The sequence below is a fragment of the Candidatus Binataceae bacterium genome, assembly GCA_035308025.1.
Classification (GTDB): domain Bacteria; phylum Desulfobacterota; class Binatia; order Binatales; family Binataceae; genus JAJPHI01.
Map to the genome: position 1 here is coordinate 46,206 of DATGHL010000004.1, position 21,527 is coordinate 67,732.

Sequence of the window (21,527 nt, forward strand, 5' to 3'; positions counted from 1 at the left end):
GCGATGGCGGGTCAGAGACCTTTTTTCAGCTTCGGCGCAGGCCGAAAGCCGATAGTGCGCGATGCGGGAATCGTCATCATCGCTTTTTTGCGCGGATTATAGCCGCGGCGCGCCTTGCGCCGGCGCACCGTGAAGGTGCCGAAGTCCGGGATCGAGAAGCGCTTGTCGCGGCGGATCGCCCGCGCGATCTGTTCAAACGTGAGTTCGATTGCGCTCGCGGCTGACGGGCGCGACAGGTGCGCCGAGCGCGCCACCAAATCGATCAATTCCGCCTTCGTCACGGCTACTGCTCAGCCGCAGCCGTCGATGGAGTTTCGAGCTCGCGCCAGATCAAACCCCAGCGCACGCCCTGATCGCTAACAATTACCTGATCGAGTTTGAAGTGCGCCATCACGCGCTCGAGAATCGCGGCGCCCGCCAGGATGACGTCCGCGCGCCCGGCTTCCACTCCGGGGATTTGCTTGCGCTGTTCGAGCGGCACGGCCAACTTTCCGAGCACGTGCAGAACGTCGGCGTGCGCGAGCCGATAGCCGTGCACGCGGTCGGGATCATAGCGCTCGAGACCGAGCGCCACCGCGCAGACCGTCGTTACCGTGCCGGCGATTCCGACCATCAGATCGGGCTGATAGTTCCAGTGAATGGCGGCGAGCGCCTGATCGATGGTGACGCGCAGTTCGGCGGCCTCGCGCGCGCCCGGCGGGTCGGCATGGACCAGCCGCTCGGTCAGCCGCACCGAACCGATCTGCAGACTGACGAGATCAATCGCGCCGCCGGGCTGCGCGCGAATCAGCTCGGTTGAGCCGCCGCCGATATCAACGATCAGGAGCTTGCTCGACGGATCGAGATCCAGCCCCTTGATGCTCGAGAGCCAGGCAAGCTGCGCCTCGGTCTCGCCCGAGATGACCTCGAGGTCGAGCCCGCTGCGAGCTTTGACGCGGCTCAGGAAATCGGCGCAGTCGGCGGCGTCACGCAAGGCGGCGGTGGCGGCCGTCAGGATTTTTTCGGCTCCGAGCGCGCGCGCCTGATCGGTAAATTCCCCGATCGCATCGAGCGTCTTCAGCGCCGAGACCGGATCCAGATGCCCGGTCGCGTCGACGCCGCGGCCGAGCCGCGTGATGCGCGACCAGTCCGCGAGTCGCCGCACGTGCCCGTCGGCACCGCGCTCGACCACCAGCATCAGGACGCTATTGGTGCCGACGTCGAGCGCCGCCAGTTTCATTGAATTGCCTCCTCGACGTTCGGCAGCGGTAGGCGCGCTTGCGCGGGAGAATCCGGAGCCGCGGCGGCGCGCCATTCGTCAAAGGCGGCAAGCGCGCGCAAGCCGAGATCGATTTTCTTCTGACGTCCGCGTCCGCGCAGTTCGGGCATCAGGCCGTAGTTGGCGTTCATCGGCTGAAAATCCCGCCGCTCAGGATCGGTGATGTATGCGATCAGCGAGCCTATCGCGGTCATGCGCGGCGGGACGACAAGGGGCGCATCCGCGAGCAGGTGCGCAGCGTTGATCGCGGCCAGCAGGCCCATCGCGGCGGACTCGACGTAGCCCTCGACTCCGACCATCTGGCCCGCCATGAAAAGATCATCGCGCGCGCGCAACTGGAGGGTTGGACGCAGAATCCGCGGCGAATCGATAAAGGTGTTGCGATGCAGCGAGCCGAGCCGCACGAACTCGGCGGCGGCGAGCCCCGGGATCATGCGGAAGACCCGCCGCTGCTCGGGATAGGTCATCTTGGTCTGGAACCCGACCATATTGTAGAGGCGGCCTTCACGATCGTCCTGGCGGAGCTGCACGACCGCAAACGGCCGACGCCCGCTGCGCGGATCGGCGAGTCCGACCGGGCGCATCGGTCCGAAGCTGAGCGTGCGCGGACCGCGCCGCGCCAGCTCCTCGATCGGCATGCAGCCCTCGAAATAGACCGGCCGCTCGAAATCGTGCAGCGCCATCTTGTCGGCCGCCAGCAGCGCGCCGACGAAGGCGTCGTATTGCGTCTCGTCCATCGGGCAGTTGACGTAATCGTCGCCGCCCTTGCCGTAGCGCGAGGCCTTGAAGGCGATATTAAGATCGATCGAATCGGCGGTGACGATGGGCGCGATCGCGTCGTAGAAGTAGAGATTGCGCGCGCCGATAAGACCGTCGAGCTGAGCGCCGAAGGCGGCGCTGGTGAGAGGCCCGGTCGCGACGATCGTCGGACCGTCAGGAATTGCGAGCGTCTCCGTGCGCACGACCTCGACCAGCGGATGACGTTCGAGCGTCGCAGTGAGAAAGCCGGCGAAGGTGTCGCGATCTACCGCGAGGGCGGAGCCGGCCGGTACGCGCGCGCGGTCGGCCGCGTCAATCACGAGCGAACCCAGCCGCCGCATCTCTTCCTTGAGCACGCCGACCGCGGTCTCGAGCGAGTCGTTGCGCAACGAGTTCGAGCATACGAGCTCGCCGAACAGCACCGTCTGATGCGCCTCCGTCATCCGCGCAGGGCGCATCTCGAAGAGCCGCACGCGGATTCCTCGGCGGACGAGCTGCCACGCGGCCTCGCTACCGGCGAGTCCGGCGCCGATCACGCTGACAATCTGAACTGGTTTCACGGGGATAGATCGTGCCGCGTTGGCCTCGCGGTGTAAACCCGCAGAAAAAATCTTCGCGGCAAGTTTTGGCGAGCTGTCGATCCGCCGAGGTTCTGTTCGACTAGAGGACGAAAACCCAAAACCGCCAAGGAGGCGACGACGATGCAATATATGCTGCTGATCTACCACAACGAAAAGAACCGGATGAGCCCGCCCGACGAATCCAAGCTGCTGAATGAATACATGGTATTCACGCAGGACATCGTGAAGAATGGCAAATTCAAGGCGGGCGACCGGCTCGAACCCACCAGCAACGCGACGACGGTGCAGGTGCGCAACGGCAAGACTGTGACCACCGATGGCCCCTTTGCCGAGACCAAGGAACAACTCGGCGGCTACTACCTGGTCGAGGCGAAGGACCTCGATGAGGCGCTCGCGATCGCCGCGCGCATCCCGGGCGCGAAGCACGGCTCGATCGAAGTGCGCCCAATCATGCAGATGAATCGTTAGGCAAGCCGCGACGACACGCTAGCGGAGCGCTCCGGCGCGGAGCGAGCAGGCGAGTCTGCGAGCTGCGTCAAGGATTCTAGAATGGCGGCGATGCGATGCGTTAGGATCGTATCGCCGCCATGACTTCCGACGTACTGGAACAGCTTTATCGCGATGAGTTTGGCCGCATCGTCGCGTCGCTCATTCATTTGATCGGCGACTTCGATCTCGCCGAGGATGCGGCGCAGGAGGCCTTCACCACGGCCGTTGAGCAGTGGCGGCGCGAGGGCGTACCGCAAAATCCGCGCGCCTGGATCGTCGGCACGGCGCGACATAAAGCGATCGACCGGATTCGGCGTCAGGTGCGTTTCGGTGAACGTCGCGCGGAGCTAATCCGGATGCTTGAGCAGGAGAGCGCAGAGGCCGAAGGTTCGCCGGCAAAAGGCGCGCCCGCCGACGAGCGCTTGCGGCTCATCTTCACCTGCTGCCATCCGGCATTGGCGAGTGAGGCGCAGGTCGCGCTGGCGCTGCGCACGCTCTGCGGCCTCACCACCGAGGAGATCGCGCGCGCTTTCCTGGTTCCGGCCGCGACAATGGCGCAGCGGCTGGTGCGCGCCAAGCGCAAGATTCAAGCGGCGCGGATTCCTTATGAGGTCCCGAGTGCGGCGCTTTTGCCGGAGCGGCTCGACGCCGTGCTCGCGGTCATCTACCTGGTCTTCAATGAGGGCTACGCGGCGACGCATGGTGACACGGTCGTGCGCGCGGATCTGTGCAGCGAAGCAATCCGCCTGGGACGCGTCGTGAGCGATTTGATGCCCGAGCGGAGTGAGGCGCGCGGCTTGCTCGCGCTGATGCTGATCCAGGACTCGCGGCGGTCGGCGCGGCTCAATTCTGACGGCGAAATCGTACTGCTCGAGGAGCAGGATCGCACGCGCTGGCATAGCGAGCAGATTCGCGAAGGGTTGGCGCTCGTGCAGGCCGCGATGGCCGACGCGCCGGCCGGGCCCTACACGATCCAGGCCGCGATCGCGTCGGTACATGCGCGGGCGGTGCGCGCCGCCGACACGAACTGGCGGGAAATCGAAGCGCTGTACGCTCATCTGATGCGGTTACGACCGTCGCCGGTGATCGAACTCAATCACGCAGTGGCCGTTGCGATGGCGTCAGGACCGGCCGATGGCCTGCGCATGATCGAAGCGCTGCGGGCGCGGGAAGATCTCGAGACGTACCATCTGATGTGGGCGGCGCACGCGGACCTCCTCAGGCGCCTCGGGCGTCGGGCGGAGGCGGCGGAATCGTACCGTCGCGCGCTGGCGCTGGTCAGCGCCGGACCCGAACGGCGCTTCCTCGCGCGTCGCTTGGCGGCAGTCGAGAGCCAATAGCTTCCAACGAACGAATGTTAAATTATGCCGCGCGTCGCGGACTCGGATTCCGACGCAGCTCGCAGACTCGCCTGCTCGTTCCGGCGCGCAGCGCGCCTCCACTAGTGAATTTCGATAAGATTGTCCTTATGGCAAGTTCGGTCGGTAATGAAACGATCGCGGCGCCGGTAATCCCAGAGGCGCGCGTCAAAGACCCGGTCTGCGGGATGACGGTTAATCCGGCGACGGCGAAGTGGCGTCACGATCGAGAAGGTGCAACTTACTATTTCTGCGGCGTCGGGTGCATGAACAAGTTCATCGCCGACCCGCTGAAATATACCGGCGCGCAATCAGCTTCGTCAGCCCACGATCATGCGCAAACGCCGGTTGCCGGAGTCGGCGCCGAGTACTTCTGCCCGATGGATCCGGAGGTCGTGAGCGATCGCCCGGGCACCTGCCCCAAGTGCGGGATGGCGTTGCAGGCGCGCGTCAGCCTCGATGCCGAGCCGCCGCCCGATCCCGAGCTAATCGACTTCACGCGGCGCTTCTGGGTCAACGCGGTGCTGGCGAGCGTGATCGTCGCGCTCGGGATGGCGGATCTGGTTCCTGGGATGCCGCTCCATCGCGCGTTTGGCGCCGGCCTGCTCAACTGGATCGAATTCGCGCTCGCGACGCCGGTGGTGCTGTGGGGCGGAGCGCCGTTTTTCGTTCGCGGCGCGCGCTCGATCGCGAATCGCCACCTCAATATGTTCACGCTGATTGCGCTCGGCATTGGAGTTGCCTACGGCGCGAGCGTGGCCGCGACGATCGCGCCGGCGGCGTTTCCCGCGGGATGGAATGGGTCGATGGCCGGCGCGCCAGTCTATTACGAAGCGGCTGCCGCGATCGTCGCGCTGGTGTTGCTGGGCCAGGTGCTCGAACTGCGCGCGCGCGGGCGCACCGGCGGCTTGATCCGCGGCTTGCTGGGCATCGCGCCGAAGACCGCCCGCGTCGTGCGGCCCGACGGGCGCGAAGAAGATCTCGCGTTGGCACAAGTCGCGGTTGACGACCTGATTCGGGTGCGGCCAGGCGAAAAGGTTCCGGTCGATGGCTTGGTCGTCGAGGGCCGGAGCGCGCTGGACGAATCGATGATCACCGGCGAGCCGCTGCCGGTCGAGAAGGCACAGGGCGATCATGTGATTGGCGGGACGCTCAATGGCGCGGGCGGCTTTCTGATGCGCGCCGAACGCGTTGGCCGCGACACGATGCTCGCGCAGATCGTGCGGACGGTCGCCGAAGCGCAAAGTAGCCGCGCGCCGATCCAGCGAATCGCCGACACGGTCTCCGGCTATTTTGTCCCCGCCGTCGTCGCCGCCGCCGCAGTGACTTTTTGCGTCTGGGCTCTGCTCGGTCCGGCGCCGCGTTTCCCGCACGCGATCCTCGCCGCAGTTGCGGTGCTGATTATTGCCTGCCCCTGCGCGCTCGGCCTGGCGACTCCGATGGCGGTAATGGTCGCGAGCGGGCGCGGCGCATCTGCAGGCGTGCTGGTGCGCAACGCCGAAGCGCTCGAACGACTCGCGACAGTTGACACGCTGGCGCTCGACAAGACCGGGACGCTGACGATGGGTCGGCCGGCGGTGGTCACGGTCGAGGCCGCCGACGGCGTCAGCGTCGACGAAATGCTCCGGCTGGCGGCGAGTCTCGAGCGTTCGAGCGAGCATCCGCTGGCGGCCGCGGTGACGGCGGCCGCCGCGACTCGCGGTCTGATGCTGAGTCCCGCCAGCGATTTCGCCGCGACACCGGGGCAGGGCGCGCGCGGTGTCGTTGAGGGACATGTGATCGCGGTCGGCAGCGAGCGCTTCCTCGGCGCCGAGGTCGTTGCCGGATTTGCCGAGCGCGCCGCCGCGCTGCGCGCGCGCGAAACGGTTATCTTTGTCGCGATCGATGGAAAGATCGCCGGCCTGCTCGGGTTGGCAGACCCGATCAAACCAGCAACGCCGCAGGCGCTGCGCGCGCTGCACGACGCCGGCATCCGCGTCGTGATGATCACCGGCGACAACCGCGTCACCGCCGCGGCCGTTGCACGCGAACTCGCGATCGACGAAGTTCACGCCGAAGTCGCGCCGGTGGACAAGGCGCGCGTGATACGCGAACTGCGCGCGGCGGGAAGAATCGTCGCGATGGCCGGCGACGGCATCAACGACGCGCCGGCGTTGGTGACGGCCACGGTGGGAATCGCGATGGGTACCGGCACCGACCTCGCAATGCAGAGCGCGGGGATCACGCTGGTCAAAGGTGATCTGATGGGGATCGTGCGCGCGCGCGACTTGAGCCGGGCGTTCATCCGCAACGTCCGGCAAAATCTCTTCTTTGCCTTCGCCTACAATGCGCTGGGAATTCCAGTCGCGGCCGGCGTGCTCTACCCGGCCTTCGGACTGCTGCTCAGCCCGATGATCGCCAGCGCCGCGATGAGCGCGAGCTCCGTCTCGGTGATCGCGAATGCCCTAAGGCTGCGTCGCGTCGCGCTGTGATCGTACCGTAAGCTGCGCGCAACGCAGATTCTTGACGCAGCTGCGGACTCGCCTGCTCGCTACGCGCGGAGGCCGCGCTCCGCTAGTGTGTTTGACCCCGGCGGCGATCGCAGCCTAGCGTTTCAGGCGGTGAGACGGTGAGACAATGAATGGAGTGCATGACCTGGGCGGCATGCATGGTTTCGGGCCGGTGATTGCCGAGCCGAACGAACCGGTCTTTCATGCCGACTGGGAACGCCGAACCTTCGCGCTGGCGCTCGCGACGATGGGTGGCGGACACGCCAACGTCGACGAGTTCCGGCGCGTGATAGAGCGGATGGAGCCGGCGCATTATCTCGCCTCATCCTACTACGAGCATTGGCTCCATGCGCTCGAATCAATACTGACGGAGAAGGGGGTGCTGCGCGACGGCGAGATCGATGCTGCGATCAACGACCGCAGACTTGAGTCCGTCGGCGGCTCCGGCAGGGTCGCCGCGAGTGGTGATAGTGACACGGCCCTGTGGTCGAACCCGGACGCCGGCGCCGTGCGGCCGAGTGCCGCAGTGGCGCTCCGGCATGATCCAAAATTCAAAGCGCGCTTCAAACCGGGTGACCGGGTCATCGTGCGCAACTTGAATCCTGAGGGGCATACGCGCGCGCCGCGTTACACGCGCGGCCGTCGCGGCGTCGTTCACCGCGATTGGGGGAGCTTCATCTTTCCCGACGCGCACGCGCTGGGTATTCGCGTTAAGCCCCAGCATTGCTATGCGATCCAATTCGCGGCGCGCGAGCTCTGGGGCCCAAGCTATCCCGCCGGGCAGCGGGTATACGTCGATCTCTGGGAGGCTTATATCGACTTCGACGCTGCCGCCAAAAGTGGGCTCAAGCGCGCGGCAAAGGCTGCGAACGAGATCAGTGCGGCGAAGCCGAAGCTCCGTGCTTTACGCACTCGGGCTGCCACAGCGCCAGCGAAAATCAGTAAAAAGATCGAAACAGCCCAGCCGCCAGCGCCGCGACGCGGCTCGTCGCGCGCGCGCTTGCAGCCGGCCGGGAAGGGAAAGAAGCGGCGATGAGCGAGCACGATCACGATCACGACGAGCACAGCGAACACAACGCTCCCGAGAGCGGGCCGGCGCTGCGGGTCAAGGCGCTCGAGGCCGTACTGGTCGAGAAGGGGTTGGTCGATCCGGCCGCACTGGATGCGATCGTCGACGCCTACGAGCACAAGATCGGGCCGCGCAACGGCGCGCGGGTGGTCGCGCGCGCGTGGACGGATCCGGCGTACCGGCGGCGTCTCCTGAGCGGCGACGCTGCCTCCGCGATCGCCGAATTGGGTTTCGCGCCGGGACCGCAGGGCGAGCATATGATGGTGCTCGAGAACACGCCGCGCGTGCACAACCTCGTCGTCTGCACGCTCTGCTCCTGCTATCCGTGGTCGGTGCTCGGGCTGCCGCCGGTCTGGTACAAGAGCAACGCCTATCGCTCGCGCGCAGTCAGCGACCCGCGCGGCGTATTGCGCGATTTCGGCCTCGAGTTGCCAGGCGACGTCGAGATTCGGGTGTGGGATTCCAGCGCCGAAATCCGCTACATGGTGTTGCCGCTGCGACCCGCCGGCAGCGATCACCTGGGCGAGGACGAGCTGGCGCAACTGGTGACGCGCGACGCGATGATCGGAACGGGAGTCGTCGCCCCGCCGGCCAAAGCCGCGGGCTGATCAGGTCACGCGAGATAAATCGAAATCGATGGCGCAATCACTCGAAGAGCTAATGCGGACGCGCGGGATTGAGCCGCGCGGCGTTACCTTCGCCGAGCCTTGGGAGGCCCGCGCCTTCGCCCTGGCGCTCGATCTGGCGGCGCGCGGGAGCTTCGCGTGGGAGGAGTTTCGCCAACGCCTGATCGCTGAAATCGCGCGGGCCGACGCACAAGCGGCCGCCGGCGGAAGCCCGACCAGCTATTATGAATGCTGGCTCGCCGCGCTCGAAGGATCGCTTCGGGAAAACGGCCACGCGAGTTTGGTTGAAATCGACCGTCGCGCCGCGGCGATCGCCGCCAATCCCGCCGCGCGCAACAAGGCGCTTTCCAGCGGCCCGATTAAAATCGCCTGAACACGGGCAGAGTCCGCGCAGAGATTATTTCTTCGCCGCCGGCGCAAGCACGAACCGCTGCCACTCCGCCAGATGACTGAGTGATTGCAGATTCGGCATCCGATCGAGGTAGACCTCGCCGCGCAGATGGTCGGTTTCATGCTGAATCACCCGCGCATGGAAATCCTCGGCGACAAAATCGAGTGGTTCGCTATCGCGCCCGAGCGCCGTCACTTGCAACTTCTTGTAGCGCGGCGCCACCCCGCGCATCTCGGGGACGCTGAGACATCCCTCCCAATCCTCGACGCTCGCGGAATCGAGAATCGTCACCTGCGGATTAATCAAATAGGTCAGCGGAACGTGCGGCATCTCCGGATAGCGCGGATGGTCGGCGACTTCGAGCACCGCAATCGCGAGCGCGAGGTGGACCTGAGGCGCGGCCAGACCCACACCGTTGTATTCGTGCATGGTTTCGACCATATCGTCGAGCAGTCGCTGGAACTCGGACGTTCGGATGACGTCGGGGCGGACCGGCTGCGCGATCGTGCGGATGACCGGATGGCCCAGTCGAGCGACTTTGAGGATCATATAGGCAGCGCAACTCCAACCAGCCGATGCGCTTCGGCTTATGTGCACTGCAACGGGATGTCAAGCCGCGAAGTCACTCGCGGCTCGGGCGAAGGACCCAGCTTCGCCCGAGCGCTCGGCGAAATCAGTTGTCGGCGAAGCCGACTACCGCTTGTGCGCCTTCTGCCGATTGTCCGCCCTCGGCGTCCGAGCGCCAGCGGTCGATCGACTCGAGGTTAAAGCGCCAGTCACTCCCGACCTTGAAGGCCGGCAGCTGTCTTTTCTTCAGCAGCCGGTAAATGGTCGATGGATGCACTCGCAGGTAACTCGCCACCTCTTCCAACGTCATCACGTGCGCCATTAAGAATCTCTCCCCCCCGGTTGTGTGACTTTATGATCGTTCGAGCCCGTTTCTCCAATCCAAAGTTGACTGGATGTTAACATCGTGCTGTGCAAATGACAAGCGCAAATTCGCTAAGACAAAAAGTTTTCAGGCCAGCGAAACTGACCGTCAGTTAGCGCAGCTATGAACTCATATCAGTCGGGTCTTTTTACCGAGGGAAGATAAGGAGATTTAACTATGCCCCGGAGCGGGTTCGCGCACGGCCAATCAGACAACGCCTCCCGAAGCCGGCGCGGACTATAAGCGGGCACCCCTGAAAGTGATATGCTGGCGCGGCTCGGGAGGGATCGATTTGCTGCTGCCGTGGGGTGAGAGCGAAATCATTGGCGGCCTGTTCGTCGGTGATCTGCAGGACGCGGTCAAGTTTGACGGCATGATTATCAGCGTACTGGGCGACGTCCCGGCGTGCGAGCCGAAGCGTTCGATTCAATTGCCGTTCCTGCTCAATGGACGCGCCACACTGGACAGCAGCGCGGGCCTGATCGACGCGGCGCTTGCGCTGAATCAGCGCGTGCTCGTGCATTGCGAGGAGGGCAGTGAACGCGCGCCCCTTGTGGTCGCGTGGTTTCTGCATACGCGGCGCGGAATGAGTCTTGAGGCCGCGTACGATCTGCTCCAGCGCAAGCGTCCGATTGTCCGCGAGCGGCGCAGATGGCTGGAGAGGTTCGAGCGTTGAACCGCAATCGGGAGGATCGACGCACGAGCGCAGCCGATAGCGATCGCTATCTAATCGGCCGGTATCATGAGGTGGCGCTCAAAGGGCGCAACCGCTGGCGCTTCGTCGACGAGCTTAAGCGCAATGTCGTCGCCGCCTTCGCCGATCATCAACTGGGCGGACTGCGCGGCGCGGGACCGCGCCTGATGGTGCGGCTACCCGCCTCACTCAGCGACGAGGTCGCGAAGGAGCGCGCCGCCCGCATCTTCGGCCTGCAGAACTTCTCGATCGGCCATCGCGTTCCTCTCGAAATCAGCGCCATCGAGCGCGCCGCGTTGGCCGCTGCGCAGGCGCTCATCCGGACGAGTTGCGGGAGTGAGCTGACTTTTCGCATTTTGGCGCGCCGCGCCGAGAAGCGCTTCCCGCTCGACTCGGTGGCGATCCAGCGCACGCTCGGCGCCACGATCGTGCGTGAACTTGGGCTCAAAGTTAACCTCGGGCATCCCGACCTGGTGGTAGCAATCGAGATCCTGCCGGAAGGCGCGTATGTCTCTGGCGGCAAGCTCGCGGGCGCGGGCGGCTTGCCGGTGGGGACGACCGGTCAGGGCGCAGTGTTGTTGTCAGGCGGGATCGATTCGCCGGTCGCCGCCTACCGGATGATGCGTCGCGGCATGCGCCTGAATTTTATTCATTTTCACAGCTACCCGCTGGTCTCGAGCGCCAGCCGCGACAAGGCGCGCGATCTGGCCGCTGCTCTGACCAGTTACGAAGCCCATTCGACCCTTATGCTCGTGCCGTTCGCTGAGATCCAGCGGTCGATCGTGGCGCGTGCGCCGCGCTTCCTGCGCGTCGTGCTCTATCGCCGCTTCATGCTGCGCATCGCCGGCGCGTTGGGCGTAGCGATGGGCGCGCAAGCCTTGGTCACCGGCGAGAGCCTCGGCCAGGTGGCGTCGCAAACGCTCGAGAACATGACGGTCATCGAGCAGGCCGCGTCGATTCCGGTGATCCGTCCGCTGATCGGCATGGACAAGAACGAGATCATCGTCGAGGCGCGCCGCCTCGGCACCTTCGAGACCTCCATCCTGCCCGACGAGGATTGCTGCTCGTTGTTCGTCCCTTCCCATCCCGCGACCCGCGCGCGCCTGGAGGAAGTCACTGCGGCGGAGGGGATGCTCGAGATCGCACAGATGGTCGATGACGCCGTCGCCCGCAGCGAGGCGGTCCACAACCTTTTTCCGGCGGCTGCGACGCACGCCGCTCAAAGTGATGCGAGCTCGCCGGCGCTTCGACGCCACGAGCTCCAGTAACCCTCACGCACCCGCGCACCGATGGCTATCCCGTTCACAATCGCGGAACTCGATCACGTCGTGCTCCGATGCCGTAATCAGGCGCGGGCGCTGGACTTCTACACGCGCGTGCTCGGCCTGCGCGAGGAGCGACGCGTCGAGCATCTCGGCCTGATCCAGTTGCGCGCCGGCGCCGGCATGGTCGACCTGATTCCAGCTCCCGATGGGGCAGCCGAACTTGACCGCAATGTCGATCATTTTTGCCTCGGCGTCGTCACCGATGATCTTGCGAAGACGGCGAGCCATCTGCGCGCGCTCGGCGTCGAGGTGCTCGGCGAGCCGGAAATTCGTTATGGTGCGCGCGGCCTCGGCCGTTCGATTTATATCCGCGATCCTGAAGGCAACGTGATCGAGCTGAAGCAGATGCCCGCCGGCCTTAATCCACGATGAGCCGGTGCCCGCGGTGGTTCACATCACTGCTCTGCGCGATGGCCCTCGCCGGATGTGCGCGCCGCCTGCCGCACGGCGTCGCCGAGCGCTATCTCGAGAATCTCCAGCAATTCAACTACCCAGCCTGCTATGAACTGCTCTCTCAGGATGACCATCGCGACCGCGCGCTGCCGGAATTCCTCACCGAGATCCCGCTCGCGCCCGACGCCAGCCCGGTGTGGTTTCGTCCGCTGCTGCATCTGACGCACTACCAGTTGGGCGCCGAGGAGCGCGGCGCCAACGGCCTCACCGCAACCGTGCCGGTCAGGATCACGGCGCCGGACCTGCCGCGCTGGGAGCGCTCCCTCAATGCCGCGGTCGGCCGCGGCGGCGTCACCACCGACGCCGCGCAAGCCTCGCTCGATCGCGGGAACTATCCGCGCTGGATCTATGACGACCGGATTTTCCTCGTGAAGGAACATCATCGTTGGCGCGTGGTCGCCGGCTTTGCCGCGCGCGATCGCATCGTCGACCGCCATCGTCAGGCGATGAACGATTATTTCGCGCTGCGCTACGATCAGGCGATCGCCGAGTGGCGTTCGATGATCGATGATTTGAGCCATCAGGAGGGTACTGGCAGCACCGGGCTGGCGGCGCGTTATAGTCAGGAACTGGGACGCATGGAACGTCTGCGAGCCTCGCGCGGCGAGATGGATCAATATATGGCGATGCTCAAATTGAAAAACGTCGCGATGAAGATGTCAGAGGACCGGGTGCCCGCAATTTTCGGAGACGTAAGTAATACCGGCGATCGGCCCGTCGATATACTGATCCTGTCGGTAACCTGGTATGAGGGCCGCGGCAAGGATTTGAAACAGGTCGACCATGAGGAACATCCGATAATTATCACGCCGCTCGAATTCACCGACTTCACGGCGCCCGTCGCCCCCTTGATGCCCGGCGAATCGCGGCCCTTCGGCTTCACTCTGAGCGTGGCGCCCGCGGTGCAGCAGGTCGCTTCACCTTATGTGACAATCAGTCAGCTGGCATTTGGCGATGGTGCATTAGCCAAGGCCGCCGGACCGTTCGTCAGGTCTGCCACCGCGACGCCATCTGCCACCTCGAGCCCTTCTGACCATCATCAGCCGTGAACCGGATCATCACCATCGCGGCGCCGACGCACAATCGTTCGCGCCTGCTGCTCGAAACGCTTGCAAGTATCGCGGCGCTCGAAATTCCCGGCGGTTTCACCGCCGAGTGTTTGATCATCGACAACAATTCGACCGACGATACGGCCGCAGTCGCCGATCGCTTCGCCGTGTCGGCGCCGTTCCCGATGCGCCGCGTCTTTGAGCCGCGACAAGGTTCGAGCTATGCACGCAACCGCGCGGTGGACGAAGCGCGCGGCGACGTCATCCTGTTCATCGACGATGACGCGGTGGCCGAGCCGCGCTGGGCGCTCGAGTTACTCGCCGCGATGGAGCGTCGGCGTCTCGACGCGGTCTGCGGGATGGTCATCCCGCGCTGGAGCGCATCGCCGCCGCCATGGCTCGGACCCAGCCTCCAGATCAAGCTGGCGGTGCACAATGTGCCCGAATTGCTGGCCGCACCGCCGCATCAGCTCGATTCGATTCATAACTATTTCAGCGCGAACGTCGGATTTCGGCGCGAGACTTTCGCGCGCTTCGGACGCTTTCGCGAGGAGTTGGGCGTCGTCGGCGGCAATCCGATGTCGGGTGAGGATACCGAGCTGTTCGAGCGCATCATGCGTGCGGGTGGCGCGATGGGTTTCGCGCCCGCCGCCCGTGTCCATCATCTGATTCCGCCCGAACGGATGACGCGGGCCTATCTGCGTCGCAAGAGCTACGCCTTCGGGCTGGGCAGCGCGATCGCCGGTGGCCGCACGCACAATCATCCGGATAAGCTCGCGCGTAACGCGATCCGGATGGCGATGGCTTTGATGCGTGGCGAACGCGAGCGGGCGATCTATCATGAACTCGAATGCGCAAATTTCTTCGGCTACTGGCGCGGCCGCCTCGCGTTGACACTGGCGGCGCGCGATATCCGCGCATAGCGAGCCGCGCATAACGATCGATAGGAGTACTTGATGGAAAAGCGGGATTTCTATCGCGATGCGCGCAAGGACCTTACCGGACCCTTGCACGGCCTCCGCGTGCTCGAAGCAACGACCAGTTGGGCCGGTCCGATGTGCGGATGCGTGCTCGCCGATCTCGGCGCTGACGTCATCAAAGTGGAGGCGACCGAAGGCGAAGTCGGCCGCCGGGTCCGGCCGTTTGTGACCGGCGAAGGCAGCACCGTCAGCTTTCTGCACGCGACCGTCAACCGCAACAAGCGCAGCCTGACGCTGGATTTGCGCAGCGCCGAGGGACGCAAAATTTTTCTCGGCCTCGCCGCGCGTTCCGACGTCGTGGTCCAGAACTTTCGTCCCGGCACCTTCGATAAATGGGGCCTCGGCTACGACCACTGCCGTGCGGTCAAGCCGGACATCATCTATGTATCGATCAGCGGGTTCGGCCTCTTCGGTCCGGATCACGACCGCCCGGGCTACGATCCCGTCGCGGAAGCGGCCTCGGGCTTCATGTCGCTCAACGGCTCCGCCGACGGCGGGCCGGTCCGCTGCGCCACCTATCTAGGCGACGACCTGGCCGGACTGCATGGCGCCTTGAGCGCGCTCGCCGCGCTCCGCCATCGCGATCAGACCGGCGAGGGACAGCATATCGACGTCTCCCTGATGGATTCGATTTTATTTCAATCCAACGGCTATCTGACCCTGGGCGCGATCGGTTTCCCATTGCAGCGGCTCGGCAACGGCTCGTTGTTCAGCGCCCCGGTCAATGCATTTGAATGCGCCGACGGCCACGTCTTCCTCGCCGTGCTGCTCGAACCCCATTGGCGCGCACTGGCGAAAATTATCGGGCGTCTCGACATGATCGACGATCCGCGCTTCGCGACGATGGAAGCGCGCCATCATTCCGTCAAGGAGACCGACGCTGCCGTGGCCGCCTGGATGAAAACGCAACCGATCGCGGAGGTCGAGCGCTCCTTGACCGCAGCCGGGGTCCCCGTCGCCGGCGTCCGCACCTATGCGGAAGTAGCGCGCAGTCCGCACGTTCTCGAACGCGAGATGCTCCAGCCGGTCGAGCAGGAAGACGGCAAGACTGTGCCGATTACCGGGCCGGCCGCGAAGTTTTCACGCACGCCGACGCGGGTCCGCCGCCGCGCCGCCAGCCTCGGTGAACATACCGACGAAATCCTCGCCGAACTCGGCCTCGACTCGACAAAGCGCCAGAACTTGCGCGCCTCGAAAGTGACTTGAGGAACTTTACGCAATAGCAGCCAAATACGTTGATTCTTATATCGTCGCTCGCAGACTTTCTCAGAATTACCTTGCTACTTCTAGTAGCACTACTCTACTTTTGTCATTCTGAGCGCGGCGAGGAAATCCCGGATTCTTGAGCCTCCGATTCATTACTTGATGATGAGAGCGCTCCTGGGGGATAGCAAATAATGCTTGCCGGAATTAAATGCACTCGTTCAACTCCTGCTGGAGGGAAGCGAAAGGGCTGGGCTGACTCGTCGCTTTCGCAGGGATGCGAGTTTTTGACTATCCCGTTCGAGTCTCTCAGAGTAAGAAGAGGGCGAAGACTTCCAAAGGATTTGGCGGAAAAAGGGCTTCCCTCGGCGCGCTGAATTCTGTTCACGAATCGGATAGGTTTGGCCTCGGAGCGCAGGTTGTGGTTGGGAGGAGCGTCGCGGCCAGCGGGTCGCGATCGGGAGGTGAGCGCGATGCGGCTATGCGTGGGAACTGCCAAGGGTATCGTAATCCTTGATCCGGATCGCGGGGCGACGCCGCGGATGGTCTCGGCCGATCCGCCCTCGGTCTGGTGCCTCGCGCAGGATTGCGCCAAACCGAATCTGCTCTATGCCGGCTCGATCCACAATGCGCAAGCGGGCAGCGCGCGCGGCAAGGGCGCGCTGGCGCTCTCCGACGACGGTGGACGGAGCTGGCGCGACATCACTCCGGGCATCGCGCGCGACGAAGAGGTCTGGGCGCTCGCCGCGGCCCCCGATCGTTCCGGCGAAGTTTTCGTCGGGGCCTCGAACGCGCGTCTGTTGCGCAGCGAGGACGCGGGCCGCAGCTTCCGCGAGTGCCTGGGCTTTCTCAAGCTGCCCGGCCGCGACCGCTGGACCTTTCCCCAGCCGCCGCACATTCCGCACGTCCGCTCGATCAGTTTCAATCCGCACGACGCGAATACGATCTACGTCGGCGTCGAGGAAGGCGGCGCCTTCCGCTCGCGCGATCGCGGCCGGAGCTTCGAGCCGCTCAGCCAGAATATCTACGCCGACATCCACTGCCTCGCCGCCGACCGGAACGATCCGCATCGTCTCTATGCGACCACCGGCGGTGGCTTTTATGTCTCGACGACCGGCGGCGCGGCCTGGACGCTGCTGAAAGGGCTCGGCCGCCCGTATGTCGTGCCGCTGCTCCCCCTCCCCGGCGGCATCATCTACACGGCTGCGGCCGGCGGTCCGCCTCCGACCTGGTCGATGGATCAAATTGGCGCCAACGCCCTGATGTACCGCAGCACCGACCACGGCGTCAGCTTCACGCCGATCGCGCAGGCTGACGGCAACGTCTATCCGACCCGCGGGATGGTGATGCGGCTGATCGCACAGCCCGGCGATGAGCGGATTTTGTTCGGCGCACTCAGCGACGGGACCGTGATCAGAATGGACGAACGCGACGACACCGTGGCGATTGTCGCCGAAAAGCTCCCCCCGGCCTTCGACCTCGTCGCGCTGCCTTGAAATGACTCAGCCCTTGACTCTTTAGCGAAAAAATAGCGAAACTGGACGCGGTGATTCGATGAATGCCGCGTCAAAGCTCTCCCTGTTGCCGGCGACTGCCGCCGCGCGCACCCGTCTGCGCGACGTCGAGTTCGTCGAGATGCCGGTAAAGCAGATTCTCAATCGCTGCAACAGTCCAGGGATGCCCTTCCGCTGGACGATTAACCCTTATCGCGGATGCGAGTTCGGCTGCGTCTATTGCTACGCGCGCTACACCCACGAGTTTCTCGATCAGCGCGACCCGATGGCTTTCGAGCGGCGAATTTTCGTCAAGCGTGGCGCCGCCGAGGCGCTCGCGCGCAACCTCGCACGGACCGCGATAGGCACCGATCAGATCGCGCTCGGCACTGCCACCGATCCGTATCAGCCGGCGGAGCGAAAATTCGGGCTGACGCGCGCGATGCTCGAAGTCTTCGCGCGGCTGGGTGGGCTGAACCTGTCGATCACCACCAAGTCGTCGCTGATCACGCGCGACCTCGATCTGCTGCGGAGCATCAATCAGCGCTCGCAGCTGAGCGTCAATTTTTCGCTGATTACGCTGAATCGACGGCTCCAACGCGCCCTCGAGCCGCGCGCGCCGCGCCCGTCGTTGCGTCTGCACGCACTTCGGGAGCTGAGTGGCGCGGGAATCCGCTGCAACCTCCTGATGATGCCGATGATTCCAGGAATCACCGACGACCCGGCGGCGATCGAGCGCGTAATCCAGAATGCGCGACGCTTCGGCGCGTCAGCAGTCTGGTGGCGATCGCTGTTCCTCAAGCCGGCCGCCGCGCGCCGCTTCCTGCCCTTCGCGCGTAAAGCTTTTCCCGCGCAAGCGGCGCGAATCGACGATTATTACGTGCGCGGCGCCTATGCGCCGCGCGCCTACGACGATCATCTCGGCATGATCTTCGATCGGCTGCGCCGCAAATACGGTTTCGCGCTCGCGCGGGAGGAGCAGGATCGAGCAGCGCGGGCGACTGGCGGCAACGCTGCGGACGTTCAGTCTCTGCTCGGCTTTTAGACGCTGCCCCCATCGACAGTTCGGTTTACACTGAAAACCTCTGCTGCTAGCTTCCGATCGGTGGAAACTCTGCGATGAGTCCGCGGCGGATCGCGAAGCTGCTCGGCGGAATCGGCGCAATCGCCTTGGCTCTGCTGCTGATCGTTACGGTCCTGGTTGTGCGTCGTCGGACGGCCGGAGAGAAGCTGGTCAAAGCGGCGGTTGGGATCGCGCCCGGATCACTTCTGCATGCACACAATTTCCGCTGGACGCAGATGAAAGGCGATCAGAGCCAGTGGGTCCTGAAGGCTAAGGACGCGAGCTATTCGGATGACAAAACCGCCATCATTCTGGTCAACCCGGAGCTTTCGATGATTGCGAAAGACGGCAAGCGGGTTGATCTCACCGCAAATTTAGCCAAACTTAAAATGAATGGGAGCCATATTATTCAGGCTAATATGAGTGGCGCTCTCGTGATGCATTACGGCGACTTTGTTCTGACCACCAGCGAAGCCACCTTTGCGCCCGATAAGGATCGAATTGACGCGGACGGTCCGGTCAAGATCGAAGCTCCGGATATGGTGGTAACCGGGATCGGGATGAGCGGTCATCCGAACGCCCAGCTCTTCGAGCTGCGCAGTGAGGTCAACACCCGAATCCTTCCGAAGGAGAAAAGTGATAAAGCGAAGGCTTCCTAGTGATGCGGCCGGGCTGGGTCTGACCGTTGCGATCCTCGCTGAGTTCGCCCTTCCGGTGATTGGCCTGACAATCGGTCTCCGCGCGGCGATCGCTCAAGCAGCCCCGCAGGCGACCCCTGCTGCCGCTTCAAGCTCGGATGACAAAGACAACAAAGGAGCGACCGGGGGCCCTTTCGGAGCTTTTGACAACACCAAGAATCGTGGCCCCGTAAATATCCACTCCGATTCGCTGGCGCTCGACTACAAGGGCAACACCGTGACGTTCGTCGGCCACGTCCATGCGACGCAGGCGGACGGGCAACTCACCAGCAAGACGCTCAACGTGAAATACGGCAAGGACTTCCACGAAGTTCAGGAGATGGTCGCTGACGGCGACGTGCGGATGAGCCAGGGAACCCAGTGGTGCACTTCCGATCACACGGTCCAGAACCAAGCGGCGCATACCGTGGTTCTGACCGGCAGCCCGGTCTGCCACGACGGCAATGATCAGATTAGCGGAACAAAGATTACGGTCCATACCGACACCAGCAAGAGCGAAGTTGAGGGCGGAGTCAAAGCTATAGTCTTTCCTCGCGAGTCGAAAACTAGCGATAATCAGAAGGTAGGATCACAGCAGCAATAGACGGCGGTTTCGCGTATGGCCCCTGAACTGAAGATTATGCATAACCTGCGGACCGAGTTGCGCGCGCAACTCGTGATGACGCCGCAGCTCCAGCAGGCCATCAAGATACTGCAGCTCTCGCTGCCTGAGCTCGAAGCGATCGTGCAGAGTGAGCTCGATTCGAATCCGCTGCTCGAACCGCTCGATCAAAGCGTGGGCGAAACTGCCGCAAACGCCGATGAAGGCGCGGAGCTCGCCTCGACCGAAGGTGAGCCGCTGCCGCCGGAGCCCGAGCCCGGCAGCGGTGACGCCTCCGAATGGGATCCCGCCGAGGCTGCGCCGCCGGTCGAACCGATCGCCGTCGCCGAGGCGCCCGACGCCGCCGCAGAGACTTTGGACCCCTCAATCGAGCGGCTCGATTGGCGTGAATACCTCGAGAACTATTCGAACAACTGGCAGGACGGCGAGGCTCCGAGTGACGACGATGATCGGCGCCAAGCGCTCGAAAACACGCTGACGCGCCGGACCTCGCTCGAAGACCATCTGATGTGGCAGCTCCGGTTGTCGAATCTCGACGCTGAGGCGCAACGGCTCGGCGCCACCATTATCTACAACCTCAATGATGACGGCTATCTAGAGACTCCGCTTGAGCAGCTCGCGACTCAGCTCGAAACCACGGTCGAGCGCATCGAGCAGGTCTTGAAGCGGGTGCAGCTTCTGGACCCGCCCGGCGTGGCCGCGCGCGATTTGCGCGAATGCCTGCTCGCGCAGTTGCGCAACCACGGCATGGAAGAGTCGCTGGCCGCGCGCGTCGTCCAGAAGCACCTCGATCTGCTGGAAAAACATCGCTACGCCGAGATCGCGAAGGAACTTGCGGTTCCGCTCGATATGGTGCGCGAAGCCGCCAAGGCGATCGCGCTGCTGGAACCCAAGCCGGGGCGGGATTACGGCGGCGCGGAGCCCACCTACATCGTGCCCGACGTCTATATCCAGAAAGTGGGCGACGACTTCATCGTGACGCTCAACGAAAGCGCGGTTCCCCGTCTGCGTCTGGCGAATTACTATCAACGCATCCTCAACGACAGCGCGGTCGCGGCGTCAACCAAGGAATACCTACAGGAGCGCATGCGCTCGGCGCGATGGCTGGTCAAATCAATCTTTCAGCGCCAGCAGACCATTTCAAAGGTCGCGAACTCGATCGTTAAATTTCAGCGCGGCTTTTTCGAGCACGGCATCAGTCAGCTCAGGCCCTTGGTGCTGAAAGATGTCGCGGAAGACATCGAGATGCACGAATCGACCATCAGCCGCGCGACCGCTAACAAGTACGCGCATACGCCGCAGGGTATTTTTGAACTCAAATTCTTCTTCACCTCCGGCGTGAAGGCCACCGACGGCGACGACGTCAGCGCCGAAGCCGTGAAGGAAAAGATTCGCGAGCTGGTCGGCGGCGAGGGGCAGGGAAGTCCGCTGTCCGACCAGGCGATCGCGGAGGTGCTGGGCCGCAAAAGCCAGATTAACATCGCGCGCCGCACCGTCGCCAAGTACCGGCAGGCGCTCGGCATCCTGCCCTCGAGCCGTCGCAAACGACTCTGAAATTCTCCGGGGAGGTCAGAGATGAGAAGCATACCAAGCGAGGGTAAGCGGACACGGGCAGCGACGCGCAAGGCGCGGCGGGTGGAGCGACTGGTCGGCCCGATCATCACGGTCGAGGTGACGTTCCGTCATATGGAGGCGAGCGCGGCGCTGCGGCTGTATGCCGAGCGCAAGTTTGCGCATGTCGCGAAGCACCTGCAGCGGCCCGCCCATATCCATCTGATTCTCGCGGTGGACAAGTACCGGCAGTTCGGCGAGGCGACGCTGAAATCCGGGCGTCTCGCAGTAACGGCGCAGGAAGAAACCAAGGATCTCTACTCGGTGATCGACCTGCTGACCGCTAAAATTTGCGGCCAACTAGAGAGCCGCGTGGGCCGCAGCAAAAGCCGCAGGACGCGCACGCTCTCGACCGGCGAGGTCATGACGCAGGCCGAGGAGCATCGCGCGGCGCGCCGCTGAAATT

General features: G+C 64.1%; 23 protein-coding genes. 18 read left to right on the forward strand and 5 right to left on the reverse strand.

The genetic code is table 11. The features are described from left to right. Window positions 1-11: 11 nt before the first annotated feature. From VKS22_00705 to trmFO, 3 genes are read right to left on the reverse strand one after another with little or no spacing between them, the layout of a single operon-like run. Window positions 12-281: an HU family DNA-binding protein gene (locus tag VKS22_00705; protein ID HLW69118.1), complete on the reverse strand. Its 270-nt coding sequence runs from the start codon at window positions 279-281 to the stop codon at window positions 12-14. A gap of 2 nt (window positions 282-283) precedes the next feature. Beyond that, window positions 284-1,219 (reverse strand): hypothetical protein, encoded by a 936-nt coding sequence (locus VKS22_00710; protein HLW69119.1) that lies wholly within the window; start codon window positions 1,217-1,219, stop codon window positions 284-286. Next, window positions 1,216-2,745 carry a methylenetetrahydrofolate--tRNA-(uracil(54)-C(5))-methyltransferase (FADH(2)-oxidizing) TrmFO gene (trmFO, locus tag VKS22_00715; protein ID HLW69120.1) on the reverse strand — a complete coding sequence of 510 codons (1,530 nt, stop codon included), beginning with the start codon at window positions 2,743-2,745 and terminating at the stop codon, window positions 1,216-1,218. Before trmFO ends, VKS22_00710 begins: the two co-directional genes overlap by 4 nt. Here trmFO and VKS22_00720 point away from each other — a divergent pair. The 6 genes from VKS22_00720 (at window position 2,719) to VKS22_00745 (ending at window position 9,002) form a co-directional block, all read left to right on the forward strand. Continuing rightward, window positions 2,719-3,066: a YciI family protein gene (locus VKS22_00720; GenBank protein HLW69121.1), complete on the forward strand. Its 348-nt coding sequence runs from the start codon at window positions 2,719-2,721 to the stop codon at window positions 3,064-3,066. The genes trmFO and VKS22_00720 overlap by 27 nt on opposite strands. 119 nt (window positions 3,067-3,185) lie before the next feature. Then, window positions 3,186-4,427, forward strand: coding sequence for an RNA polymerase sigma factor (locus tag VKS22_00725; protein HLW69122.1), 1,242 nt, complete (start codon window positions 3,186-3,188; stop codon window positions 4,425-4,427). Between the two features lie 128 nt (window positions 4,428-4,555). Further along, window positions 4,556-6,916 carry a heavy metal translocating P-type ATPase gene (locus VKS22_00730; protein HLW69123.1) on the forward strand — a complete coding sequence of 787 codons (2,361 nt, stop codon included), beginning with the start codon at window positions 4,556-4,558 and terminating at the stop codon, window positions 6,914-6,916. 145 nt (window positions 6,917-7,061) lie between these two features. Continuing rightward, a complete protein-coding gene (nthB, locus tag VKS22_00735) occupies window positions 7,062-7,970 on the forward strand; it encodes a nitrile hydratase subunit beta (GenBank protein HLW69124.1) in 909 nt (302 codons plus the stop codon). Then, window positions 7,967-8,611, forward strand: a complete 645-nt coding sequence (gene nthA, locus VKS22_00740) for a nitrile hydratase subunit alpha (GenBank protein ID HLW69125.1) — start codon at window positions 7,967-7,969, stop codon at window positions 8,609-8,611. The genes nthB and nthA overlap by 4 nt, the downstream gene beginning before the upstream one ends. A gap of 28 nt (window positions 8,612-8,639) precedes the next feature. Continuing rightward, the gene (locus tag VKS22_00745; protein HLW69126.1) at window positions 8,640-9,002 is read left to right on the forward strand and encodes a nitrile hydratase accessory protein; all 363 of its coding nucleotides are present in this window, start codon (window positions 8,640-8,642) and stop codon (window positions 9,000-9,002) included. Window positions 9,003-9,026: 24 nt separating this feature from the next. Here the strand turns inward: VKS22_00745 and def are convergent, their stop codons facing one another. Together def and VKS22_00755 are read right to left on the reverse strand one after the other, a co-directional pair. After that, entirely contained in the window at window positions 9,027-9,569 is a 543-nt protein-coding gene (gene def / locus VKS22_00750) for a peptide deformylase (protein ID HLW69127.1), read from the reverse strand. A gap of 124 nt (window positions 9,570-9,693) precedes the next feature. Continuing rightward, window positions 9,694-9,909: a helix-turn-helix domain-containing protein gene (locus VKS22_00755; GenBank protein HLW69128.1), complete on the reverse strand. Its 216-nt coding sequence runs from the start codon at window positions 9,907-9,909 to the stop codon at window positions 9,694-9,696. Between the two features lie 334 nt (window positions 9,910-10,243). Between VKS22_00755 and VKS22_00760 the strand changes: the two genes are divergently transcribed. The 12 genes from VKS22_00760 to raiA all read left to right on the forward strand — a co-directional run bounded on the left by VKS22_00760 (window position 10,244) and on the right by raiA (window position 21,523). Next, a complete protein-coding gene (locus VKS22_00760) occupies window positions 10,244-10,627 on the forward strand; it encodes a dual specificity protein phosphatase (GenBank protein HLW69129.1) in 384 nt (127 codons plus the stop codon). Beyond that, window positions 10,624-11,913: a tRNA uracil 4-sulfurtransferase ThiI gene (thiI, locus tag VKS22_00765; protein HLW69130.1), complete on the forward strand. Its 1,290-nt coding sequence runs from the start codon at window positions 10,624-10,626 to the stop codon at window positions 11,911-11,913. The genes VKS22_00760 and thiI overlap by 4 nt, the downstream gene beginning before the upstream one ends. 21 nt (window positions 11,914-11,934) lie before the next feature. Continuing rightward, window positions 11,935-12,342, forward strand: a complete 408-nt coding sequence (locus tag VKS22_00770; protein ID HLW69131.1) for a VOC family protein — start codon at window positions 11,935-11,937, stop codon at window positions 12,340-12,342. Beyond that, entirely contained in the window at window positions 12,339-13,472 is a 1,134-nt protein-coding gene (locus VKS22_00775; protein HLW69132.1) for a hypothetical protein, read from the forward strand. The genes VKS22_00770 and VKS22_00775 overlap by 4 nt, the downstream gene beginning before the upstream one ends. Then, a complete protein-coding gene (locus VKS22_00780) occupies window positions 13,469-14,395 on the forward strand; it encodes a glycosyltransferase (protein HLW69133.1) in 927 nt (308 codons plus the stop codon). Before VKS22_00775 ends, VKS22_00780 begins: the two co-directional genes overlap by 4 nt. A 33-nt stretch (window positions 14,396-14,428) precedes the next feature. Next, window positions 14,429-15,658, forward strand: coding sequence for a CoA transferase (locus tag VKS22_00785; protein ID HLW69134.1), 1,230 nt, complete (start codon window positions 14,429-14,431; stop codon window positions 15,656-15,658). 470 nt (window positions 15,659-16,128) lie between these two features. Further along, a complete protein-coding gene (locus VKS22_00790; protein HLW69135.1) occupies window positions 16,129-17,151 on the forward strand; it encodes a hypothetical protein in 1,023 nt (340 codons plus the stop codon). 58 nt (window positions 17,152-17,209) lie between these two features. Next, the gene (locus VKS22_00795; protein HLW69136.1) at window positions 17,210-18,193 is read left to right on the forward strand and encodes a radical SAM protein; all 984 of its coding nucleotides are present in this window, start codon (window positions 17,210-17,212) and stop codon (window positions 18,191-18,193) included. Window positions 18,194-18,318: 125 nt separating this feature from the next. Beyond that, the gene (gene lptC / locus VKS22_00800) at window positions 18,319-18,870 is read left to right on the forward strand and encodes an LPS export ABC transporter periplasmic protein LptC (GenBank protein HLW69137.1); all 552 of its coding nucleotides are present in this window, start codon (window positions 18,319-18,321) and stop codon (window positions 18,868-18,870) included. After that, a complete protein-coding gene (locus VKS22_00805; protein ID HLW69138.1) occupies window positions 18,848-19,492 on the forward strand; it encodes an LptA/OstA family protein in 645 nt (214 codons plus the stop codon). Before lptC ends, VKS22_00805 begins: the two co-directional genes overlap by 23 nt. Window positions 19,493-19,507: 15 nt before the next feature. Then, on the forward strand, window positions 19,508-21,064 hold the full coding sequence (gene rpoN / locus VKS22_00810) for an RNA polymerase factor sigma-54 (GenBank protein HLW69139.1): 1,557 nt from the start codon (window positions 19,508-19,510) through the stop codon (window positions 21,062-21,064). Between the two features lie 21 nt (window positions 21,065-21,085). After that, entirely contained in the window at window positions 21,086-21,523 is a 438-nt protein-coding gene (gene raiA, locus VKS22_00815) for a ribosome-associated translation inhibitor RaiA (GenBank protein ID HLW69140.1), read from the forward strand. Window positions 21,524-21,527 lie beyond the last annotated feature (4 nt).